We start from the raw sequence: 616 nt of genomic DNA, 5'->3' as shown, positions 1-616 counted from the left end.
CGCCCGCAGCCCCGACAATCTTGCTCGACGTCGCCCGAATCCACCGCTTTTCGCCACCCTTGGTTCGGATATTCAGATCACGCGATATGATGGGGGGTGTGCCACCCGAAAGTTGGGCGAGAACGTTTCGGCTCGCGCTTGCCTCGGTGTCGTCGAGAATCGCGGTGTAGTGGCTTCCAAGCAGCTCATCGCGGCCATATCCCGCGATCTCGAGATAGCGCTCGTTCGCCGCGAGATACTCGCCATCGGCCGACAGGACCGCCACGCCGACACCGGCCTGTTCGAAAATGGCGCGATAGCGTTGCTCCGCATCCCGAGCGCGCTCCTGTTCGCGACGCTTGTCGGCGGTCGCGGCGAGAACAAACATCGTCGCGGCGGTCACGGCGACCAGCAACTGCGCCAGGCGCACCTGGCCACTGGCCAGTTCCCCCACGGCTTGGAAAGAATTTTGTCCGGCGGCCCACAGCGTGATGACCGCGACAAGCACCATCGATGTGGCAGCTCCGCGCAAATGAAAGCGCAAGGCGGCGATGATGAGCGGAAACATAACCCACGCGAAGGAAGCAGTCCCCGAACCGAAATTGATGGCCGCAGCGACGGCGGCGCAAAGCACCAT

1 protein-coding gene is annotated in these 616 nt (G+C 63.1%); it reads right to left on the bottom strand.

Features of this window, described 5'->3' with window-relative positions; all coding sequences use genetic code 11:
• A partial coding sequence (locus AACY08_RS28000; RefSeq protein ID WP_339472347.1) for a PAS domain S-box protein occupies positions 1 to 616 on the bottom strand: 616 nt, incomplete at both ends.

Source organism: Pseudomonas sp. EL_65y_Pfl1_R83 (assembly GCF_963970695.1).
In the GTDB taxonomy this organism is placed as follows: Bacteria; Pseudomonadota; Gammaproteobacteria; order Pseudomonadales; family Pseudomonadaceae; genus Aquipseudomonas; species Aquipseudomonas tritici.
Note: the sequence above shows the minus strand (reverse complement) of the source record. Positions and strands in the feature narration are given on the sequence as shown.